The sequence below is a fragment of the Vibrio sp. TRT 2004 genome (assembly GCF_050113735.1).
Lineage (GTDB): Bacteria > Pseudomonadota > Gammaproteobacteria > Enterobacterales > Vibrionaceae > Vibrio.
Window position 1 is genome coordinate 1 of record NZ_JBNJOH010000079.1, and the last position, 6,452, is coordinate 6,452.

General features: G+C 42.5%; 6 protein-coding genes and 1 pseudogene. 6 read left to right on the forward strand and 1 reads right to left on the reverse strand.

Annotated elements, in window-relative coordinates; translation table 11 throughout:
• The 5 genes and pseudogenes from ACQEXR_RS19475 to ACQEXR_RS19495 all read left to right on the forward strand — a co-directional run.
• A pseudogene (locus ACQEXR_RS19475) lies at positions 1 to 173 on the forward strand (IS630 family transposase); the annotation flags it as partial.
• Positions 174 to 802: 629 nt separating this feature from the next.
• Positions 803 to 1,390, forward strand: coding sequence for a CDP-alcohol phosphatidyltransferase family protein (locus ACQEXR_RS19480; RefSeq protein ID WP_427020953.1), 588 nt, complete (start codon positions 803 to 805; stop codon positions 1,388 to 1,390).
• Positions 1,391 to 1,397: 7 nt separating this feature from the next.
• Positions 1,398 to 3,101, forward strand: a complete 1,704-nt coding sequence (locus ACQEXR_RS19485) for a bifunctional alpha/beta hydrolase/class I SAM-dependent methyltransferase (protein ID WP_427020954.1) — start codon at positions 1,398 to 1,400, stop codon at positions 3,099 to 3,101.
• Positions 3,102 to 3,103: 2 nt separating this feature from the next.
• Positions 3,104 to 4,186 (forward strand): hypothetical protein, encoded by a 1,083-nt coding sequence (locus ACQEXR_RS19490; protein WP_427020955.1) that lies wholly within the window; start codon positions 3,104 to 3,106, stop codon positions 4,184 to 4,186.
• Positions 4,183 to 4,917 carry an SDR family NAD(P)-dependent oxidoreductase gene (locus ACQEXR_RS19495; RefSeq protein WP_427020956.1) on the forward strand — a complete coding sequence of 245 codons (735 nt, stop codon included), beginning with the start codon at positions 4,183 to 4,185 and terminating at the stop codon, positions 4,915 to 4,917. Before ACQEXR_RS19490 ends, ACQEXR_RS19495 begins: the two co-directional genes overlap by 4 nt.
• Here ACQEXR_RS19495 and ACQEXR_RS19500 read toward each other — a convergent pair.
• On the reverse strand, positions 4,889 to 5,782 hold the full coding sequence (locus tag ACQEXR_RS19500; RefSeq protein ID WP_427020957.1) for a phosphatidate cytidylyltransferase: 894 nt from the start codon (positions 5,780 to 5,782) through the stop codon (positions 4,889 to 4,891). The two genes, ACQEXR_RS19495 and ACQEXR_RS19500, sit on opposite strands and share 29 nt — an antisense overlap.
• Before the next feature lie 413 nt (positions 5,783 to 6,195).
• Between ACQEXR_RS19500 and ACQEXR_RS19505 the strand changes: the two genes are divergently transcribed.
• The coding region (locus tag ACQEXR_RS19505; RefSeq protein ID WP_427020958.1) for a helix-turn-helix domain-containing protein at positions 6,196 to 6,452 on the forward strand (257 nt) is incomplete at its 3' end.

Consider the following 6,452-nt stretch of genomic DNA (forward strand, 5'->3'; position numbering starts at 1 on the left):
TTTGGAAGGTAATGAACGAGCAGTCGAGGAATAACGTTTACTTCAAAAATAAACGAGACTTCAAGGAAGCCATCGATCAATTTTTTACTGTGACTCTTCCAGAGATCGCTGGTTCACTGACGTCTCGAATCAATGATAATTTTCAGGTACTCAAGCCTGCATTTTCAAGTTGATTGGGTATAGGCAGTTTATTACCTACCGGAAATTACCAAAGGAGGCTAACATGTGACTTAATGCGCAAATATTAGTGAACAATCCTATCAGCTAGTAGTTTCTTGCCCAAAGCATCGAGCAGCAGCTTGCTTGGGCCAATTTTTACCCCCTGAAGTTAACGTGTAATATCATCAGAGCATTTAATACTCACCTTTAACCATTAAATCCATTTGAGAATTCGTCAGTATCGTCATTGTGATTCCGTTCTCACGATCGGCTAGCAAATCAAGCAGATACATGAACGACAAACATCACTAAAAAGGAAAAATGGGGATAGCAATACTATTTTTAGGCTCTATAAACGCCTTCAAATTTGGAGCATTTGGACTTTTTTTTCGGACTGCTGATGCTTTTATTTTTTTGTGATATATTAAAAAGTGGTACGCATAGGGTGTTACTCGTGTTGGCTTCTACCCTATTTTTTGCTTTCTTGGGGTTTGCAGAGGTCGCCAACGCCGTATTCAAAGCTATGGGCTGAGTGATATGAAGTACACTCACAAGAAAGCTTTCGATGATCGCTTTTGTACTCATTTTCATGTATTTAACTTAGTATCAATCGTAGAACTTAATCAGAAACCTGTAGCAACTAATGAGTATTTACCTACTTAAACCTAAGTTTCAGTCCCTCTTGCGTCCTTGTGTTTTATGCTTGGCAGATAATGGAATCACGGCTAATCAAGTCACCGTCTTTGCGCTTATGGTGACACTCTCAAGTGCAGCACTACTCTTTACAATAGGTGCGAGCATCTGGTGGGGGCTTTTACCCCTAATACTTTTCATCCGTATGGCCTTGAATGCCATTGATGGGATGCTGGCGCGCGAACACAATATGGTTTCATCTCTCGGGTTCGTTTTGAACGAAGTATGCGATTTGGTTTCAGATGCGGCGATTTATCTATGCTTCATTGCAATTGCAGGATTCCACGCTTACGCAATCTTTTTCTTTGTCCTGTTGGCATGGTTAAGTGAAGTTATTGCAATACTCTCTCTTAACATCACACAAACACGCGCTAACCAGGGCCCCATGGGAAAAAGTGATCGCGCGTTCTTATTCGGGCTACTGGGCTTGCTCGTTGCTATTGGGGTAGATTTCTCGTCAACTGGGCCATGGATATTACTTTTCGCAGGACTCACTTTAATCATCACAATATACCGACGTTTACAAACCATTACTTAGGCAAATCATGACATTAGATCACCAGTATTTTAATTCTTGGGATAATACAAAAATTATCTACCGTTCTTGGAACCTAAAACCTGATACTAAAGGGATCATATTATTACTGCACCGAGGTCATGAACATTCAGAAAGAATGGCCGCAATGGCAGATTCCTTTGCGGCACAAAATTACACAGTTTATGCTTGGGATGCACGTGGAAATGGCTTATCAGAAGGGCCTAGAGATGACGCTGAATCCTTTGCCGTTTTTGCGAGAGACCTGCAACTTTTTGTTGAAGTAATTACACAAGAAACTAAACGGTCTACTGAAGAAATGTTGATTGTCGCAAGTAGTATGGGAGCCCTGATAGCAACAAGCTGGGTGCACGATTACGCGCCGAATATTCGTGGGATGATTCTAGCGACCCCTGCATTCAACATTCGCCTTTATGTACCTTTTGCAATCCCACTCCTTAAAGCCGCTAGAAAGTTTTCACTGCTCCCTCGGGTATCGAGCTATGTAAAATCAAAAGTACTCACTCATGATCGTGCTCAGCAGGCAATCTATAACCAAGACCCACTTATTTCAAGCTCGATATCCACAGACCTGCTGATCGATACCTACCAAACAGGACAACGCCTCATCGATGACGCCAGCGCGATCCACACTCCTACGTTGCTCCTCTGTGCAGGGCAGGATTGGGTGGTCAGTAGGTCTGCACAACGTCGCTTCTATAATCGCCTCTCTTCAGGCAAAAAAGAATGGTGCTATTACCCTGATCTTTATCATGCGATTTTCCACGAAGATAAAACTAAGGAAGTATATCAGCGCTGCAAGCACTTTATTGAAGAATGCTTTTCACAACCATTGATTCAAGTAAATTATGATAATGCCAACAACTATGGCGTTAGCAAAGACAAGATGGATTCGTGTTTGCTGCCTAGTCTAAACCCGATTTATCCCATCACCAAAGCAACATTAAACTCTCTGGGCCGCCTAAGCCAAGGCATTCAAATTGGTTTAAAGCATGGTTTCGACTCTGGCCAATCGCTTGATTATGTTTATACCGATAAAGCACAAGGTCGCACCTTCGCAGGAAAAATCATCGACCGAATCTACCTTGATAGCCCTGGTTGGCGAGGAATTCGTTGTCGAAAAGCCATCATCAACCAATTCCTCGATAAATATCTAAAGAAAACACAAACCTCTCGTGTTCTTGATATTGCTAGCGGTAATGGACGCTATCTGTTTGATTTGATGCAGTCTAACCCATTAATTTCTGTAGAAATGCGAGATTTTGACGACACCAATGTTCATATCATGACATCACGTATTGAAAGCATGGCGCTAGGTGAACGCGCTCAAGCAATTCAAGCTGATGCTTTTAATAAAGATAGCTATGATAGCGAATCAAATTTTGATCTTGCTATCGTTTCCGGATTATTTGAACTTTTCTCTGATAACGACTTAATCTCCACCGCCATAAAGGGAATGGCTAATCAATTAGCTCCGGGAGGCTATTTGCTTTACACCAATCAACCTTGGCATCCACAACAAGAATTTATCGCCAAAACCCTACGCAATCATCGAGGTCAACCGTGGGTGATGCGTTGCCGCTCCCAAGCAGAAATGGACTCATTGATTACTGAAGCTGGACTCAAAAAAGTCGACATGATAATTGATTCAAGTGGCATATTCAGCGTTTCTATCGCGCAAAAGTGTGACTAACCATGACCATCAATCACGAGCTCTCGGCGGATTCAGGGGCACCAATCACAAAGCCGTTTAGCCATGCGATGCTGATGTCGGGGGGAGGCTCTCGATTTGGCTATTATCTCGGCATGTATGCGGCTGCGGTTGAGTATCACAAGCAACCTGATGCAGTTTTTGCTTCCTGTGGTGGTGCTATTGCTGCCGGTCTGATCGGTGAATTTGATAGCGTGAAAGAACAAAAGGAAGCATTGCTAAGCCACGAACTCCATCAGATGGTTCTACGAGTTCAGTATGCGAATAAACACGCGCTTACAACAATCTTGTTCGACCTTACTAAACGCTATTTGTTACGCAGAGCAACCAAAGTATTTCCTGATTTATTACACGATGCACTGTTTGAAATTCGAGACGAGTCAAAGCCTTGGTTTCCTTTCAACCCAAGTTACACTTCATCCAATGGCACCGTATATATTATTGGCTCAAAACTTTGCTATGACCAAGAACAAATAGGACAACGTAGAACGTCTTCCCCGCTGTTTGAGGAAGTCATTTTGAGTGATAGTTCCGCGCTCAAAGCGTTATCAAACGCGCCCTATTCCCCTCCTTCCTCACTAATCAAAAGTGATTTCGTAAGAGAATCTTCGGTCACATTTCAAGACGCTATTCGCATATCGGTGTCCGATATTTATTATCTACCTCCTTACGCTATCGCAGGCTCACATTATATGGGGGGGATGTTGGATTTAGTTCCTTTCCATCTCGCACAGCACTGTTCAGCTACACTGTCTTTGGAAACTAAACACGCCTTTTCTAACGTCACAGCAGTGCCAGCTTTTTTGACTATTTTAGGGTACAACCCAAATAATGTCCTACGGGCTTTGCCAACTAGGGCACAAGACGTAAGGATTGATACTGCGGACTCTCCACAACAACTTCGAAGCTATCAAATCCATAAAAAGATACATTGGTTATCGAACCAAATAGCACTCGAATCACCTAACTACGATCAGTTTCGAGCTATGATGCGAGCTCAATGGGATTATGGCTATCAACGAACCTTAGAAGCATTTCAACACCACAATCAATCGGTGAATATATGAATGTCGTTATCATTGGCGGCACAAGTGGTGTCGGGCTCGGGCTCGCAAAACACTACCTCAGATCCGGTCACCAAGTTGTCATATGCGGCCGAGATATCAGTAAAGTCCCACAAGATCTGATCACGAAATCGCTATCAATGATGACCCTCGATGTCAGCAAACCCAACGACATCATCACGTTTTTCAACGCACTAGACAACCAACCTATCGACATGCTCATTTACTGTGCTGGCAAGTACTTTAATGAACGCCGCTGGAAACTCAGCTTAGATGAGCAAAAGGAAATGGAGGCAGTGAACGCAACAGGTTTTCATCACTGTTTTGATCTTGCTGCAAACAGAATGATCACTCAAGGGCACGGACACTTAGTGACAATTGCTTCCATAGCTGGGTTAGTCAATTCTTCATCTCCGACACTTTATAGCCACTTAAAAGCCCAAATGATTATTCAGGGACAAGCGTATGCACAACGCTTCGCCTCGTATGGAATTAAGGTGACAGTGATCGCCCCAGGATACATAAATACTCAAAAGCTGCGTGATCTCAATGATGGAGACGCCTCCCACAAGCCTTTCCTACTCGAGGAGCCTCACGCGGTCAAACGTATTATCACCGCAATTGAAAAGGAAAAACAGCTAGTGATCTTTCCTTTAAGAATGAAATGGTTGATCCACTTATTAAACTGTTTGCCCTCCCACTTTATTAGTAAAGTATTGAAGACCCGACGATAAGCAAGAAGGTAGGAGTAGCTAAAAGTAAACTATCAATACGATCTAAGATTCCCCCATGGCCTGGGATCAATGTGCCCATATTTTTAACACCTACTCGACGCTTAAACCACGATACACAGACATCACCCAACACCCCTAATGGAGTAAGAACAACGCTGATGGTAAGAGCAACGCTCAATGAAAAGGGCGTGATACATAAAGCAATTACCGTCGCCACAAGAGACACAACAACACAACCGCCAACCGCACCCTCTATCGTTTTATTAGGGCTGATGGTGGAACACAATGGGCGTTTACCAAACTTCTTACCAATAAAATATTGAATCGCATCGTTAAACTGCGTCGCAAAGATCAAGTACAACACATAACTCAGTGCAAGCTCACTATTAGGTTGATTAAGCAACAATATTAAAGAATATAGGCAGACAGCGAGTAAAATGATTAAACTGACCAAAGCCGTGAGCGCATTACATTCACCAAGTACTCCTTGCTCCTTATACCAAAACAAAGACGTCACTGTGACAGTTACACCTAAAGCCCCCGTTATCAACATCAAATCAACAGACCAATAACTCATTAATATAGAAAGCGTCATCGTGATAACTAAAGCCTTGGTCGTGAAAGCATTTAGCTGACAGACGCTAGCAATCTCCCTACTTCCCATAAAGGCCATAAACCCTACTAATAACGGCATCATAGAGATAGGAAGCAGCGCAAACAAAGTCAGTATCAACAACATCCACCACCATGATCGAACGCGTAAATAAAACTCACGGCTCAAAGCTTGTTGTTTCATATAGGTCAACACTTGCGCGCACGAGATAAACGCAAACATCAACAGCATAAAAACGAGGCCAGAACTCATACTTCCTCATACTCCTTTTAATGTGTATCTCAATAAGCCTTGACGCGCTATGTATTAGGATGTTTGTCGACTTAGTTAGATCTGCCTTTACGTTAAGAACATAGATTACTTACACCGTAAGAACAACAATAAATGACAAATACAAAGAATCATTGAACCTAACATCACACCCCAAGCAGAAATGTATGCCTGGTCGCTAAAATCCGACGCATATTTTGTAATAAGTACATAATTAAAATGCACTACCAATAATAATGGTATGTAACTTGTTACTTGAGAGTGTTTAAAACCAACAATAGGAACATAAGCGATGTAAAAATGAATCATTAGAGACAGAATAGCATCGGAGCGTATATACCCCTGATCATTGAAGATGCTTGATTTTCTTTAGAATCAGGATCATGCTACGAACCATGAAAATTACACTGACTTCTCAACAGAAACTGCAACTCGAACAAATGCACGATTCTACTCGTGATGGTCGAGTGCGTGACCGTATTAAAGCAGTATTGCTTACCACAGAGGGGTGGAGTCAGACCATGATTGCTCAAGCTCTTCGCATTCATGAATCAACCGTTGCACGCCACCTTAGTGACTACGTTCTTTCTGAAAAACTTAAGCCTGAAAATGGCGGAAGCCAAAGCAAGCTTTCTGCTACTCAAACCATGCA